The organism is Paraburkholderia fynbosensis (assembly GCF_902859935.1).
GTDB classification, from domain to species: domain Bacteria; phylum Pseudomonadota; class Gammaproteobacteria; order Burkholderiales; family Burkholderiaceae; genus Paraburkholderia; species Paraburkholderia fynbosensis.
The window spans coordinates 1-2,538 of record NZ_CADIKI010000064.1; the positions used below are offsets into that span (position 1 = coordinate 1).

Annotated in this window: 2 protein-coding genes; one reads left to right on the forward strand and one right to left on the reverse strand. The window is 56.6% G+C overall.

The window, feature by feature from the left end:
• Positions 1–253 precede the first annotated feature (253 nt).
• Positions 254–1,087 (reverse strand): SDR family oxidoreductase, encoded by an 834-nt coding sequence (locus HV770_RS37980; RefSeq protein ID WP_175166520.1) that lies wholly within the window; start codon positions 1,085–1,087, stop codon positions 254–256.
• A gap of 110 nt (positions 1,088–1,197) precedes the next feature.
• Between HV770_RS37980 and HV770_RS37985 the strand changes: the two genes are divergently transcribed.
• Positions 1,198–2,130 (forward strand): AraC family transcriptional regulator, encoded by a 933-nt coding sequence (locus tag HV770_RS37985; RefSeq protein ID WP_175166521.1) that lies wholly within the window; start codon positions 1,198–1,200, stop codon positions 2,128–2,130.
• The last annotated feature ends 408 nt before the right edge of the window (positions 2,131–2,538 follow it).

The following is a 2,538-nucleotide window of genomic DNA, read 5'->3' on the forward strand; positions in this document are numbered from 1 at the left end:
AACTCAACGCTGTGGCAAGGCGACTGAACGAGCGTCCAAGGAAGACGCTGGACTACGAAACGCCCGCCGAACGGTTCCAGCAAACTATTGCATCCACCGGTTGAATCCGCCACCCCGGACCGGCCACTCCGGGAGAAGATATCGAACGTCCCGTTACGAGAGAACACCGGCCGTCGTCCAAGTATCTTCGCTTGACTTGTGCGTCACGACTGCCGCCCCGCATCGCCGCGCCCTGGCTCGCTAGCGACAACATTCAGGGCGCTACCGGCCGAAACCTGTCCTTTGCCCACGACGCGTAATCTTGCTCCGACGTTTCGCGCCGCATTCGAGCGGACTCCTTCGCATCATCGCCGACGACATAACGCAATTGCTCGGTTTCGTCCGTTGCCGCCTCTACGATTGCTTGGGCCACGTCCTGCTCCGTTGCGAGCGTTAACTTTGGCGCTAGCATATACATCGCCATCGTGCGATCAACGAGGCTTTGATAACCAGATGGAACCGGGATGGAGGTTGCCTGTTCAGCGGTCTTGCGAACCAGATTTGTGGCGGGGACAAAACCCGGCTCGATCAGTTTGACGAAGATGTTTTGCGAACGCAGCTCATACTGCAGCGACTCCGTTAATCCCTCGATAGCACATTTGCTTGCGCTGTATGCTGCCATGAGTGGCTCCGGCAGGATTGCTGAGCCGGAGCTTATATTGATTATTCTGCCGCCTCCGATAGTCCGAAAATGAGGGATGACCACCTGCATCGTTTGCATCGAACCAAAGACATTGGTCTCAAACAGCGTACGAAGTACAGTGATCGGTGTGGCTTCGAAGACGGAAAACAACGCGAGCCCTGCATTGTTGACGAGGCAGTCCACCTGGCCGAAGCGCTCGATCGCGCTCTTGAGCGACGACTCGATCGTCGTGGCGTCAAGTACGTCCAAATGAACTACGAGGAGATTTTGGGGGCATTCCTTTTCTGACCAGCCCGAGGTGTCGCGCATGGTCGCGACGACGTTCCAACCCGCTTCGAGAAAAGCTCGTACCGTCGCTCTGCCGAAGCCACTTGAGCATCCCGTGATCAAAACTGTTTGTGACATTAGTACTCCGTTCTCTGCACGTTAATCGGTAGACACGGAAGATACTCTAGACGTCACAGACCGGTTGGTCTATAAACGATCATCCACAATTATTTACTAATCGTCCAGAATTGGAACCACTTACCCAACTGATTGAGCTTCTGCGGCCACGAGCGCTCGACCTGAAAAATCTCGAGGGACGGGGCGATTGGGTTCTGCGCTTTCCAGCGAACAAGCATGTCGTTTTCGGCCTCTTCATGTCTGGTTCTTGCCGGCTCGAAGCAACCGGCTACCCATCGGCGCAAATTAATGCAGGCGACTTCCTGCTAATGTCGGCGCCCCCGTCCTGGGTACTCTCGAAAGGCGAAACCGGCGAAATGTTCGAGTTTCCTGCGCTCCGACACCCGACGAACTTGCGCATGGTGTCGTTCGGTAGCGGCCCTGGTTCCACCCGGATCATCGGCGGTCATTTTTGCTTTGACACCGTCAATGCAAACTTGCTGAACGGACTTTTGTCACCGGTCGTACACATCGGCAACGCCAACGGGTCGGCTTCAGCTTTGCGGGGAATCATTGAATTGGTAGACCGGGAGGCATCATTCGCACGTCCAGGACAGACCTTCGTCGTAAATCGTCTTATCGAGATTATGCTGGTCGAAGCATTCCGCTCACGGAGTGCCGTAGATGCAGCTGAGCCGGAGAAGCCAGGCATGCTGGCCGGTCTCGCAGATGAACAGCTCGCGCACGCATTGCGCGAAATTCACGCCGACATTGCACGGCATTGGACCGTTGCTGCGATGGCCATGACGGCCGGAATGTCCCGCTCGGCGTTTGCCGAGCGATTCACGAGAGTGGTGGGAACACCGCCTGGCGACTACGTATTGAACTGGCGGATGGCCTTGGCGAAAGACGCTTTGCGCTTCACAAGTCGTCCCTTGATCGAAATCGCTTCTGCGACCGGCTACGGGTCTGCGAGCGCATTCAGCACGGCATTCAGTCGCGCCGTTGGATGCTCACCAGCGCGATATGCAAACAGAAAAAAGTCGCGTGGCGACAATGGTTGAGAAACCACGACTGCCAAGGCGATTGTTAAACGTCTGGTGGAAGAGACCGGTTTCCAGCCGATTGACGCTCGCAACGGCCGACGGGACGACGCGAATTTCTTGCCGTCGAAGGACCGTTTCCCGATCAAAGCCGACTTCCGAATGTCCGAGCGACACGCATAGCGAAAGTCTCAAACTGGCCGATCCGCGCCCGACGACCGAGCGCGACGCTCATCCCGGCCGCGCGTGCAATGCAAAAGGCATGTGCCGACCCATCTCGGTCAGTCGAGGTTCGGCAACGCCGTCGTCCGATTTTCGAAGGATTGTGTTGAAAAAGTCTTGTTTTGGCTCGAAGCGCTGAAGTCCGCGGCACGTTTTCGAGTTGTGGTGATCGGCGAAGCGGCAAACTTGAACGAGGCAACGATCCCC

What these genes read in the sequence shown, in the direction of transcription:
- HV770_RS37980 (WP_175166520.1), bottom strand. Translation starts at nt 1,087, where the DNA reads ATGTCACAAACAGTTTTGATCACGGGATGCTCAAGTGGCTTCGGCAGA.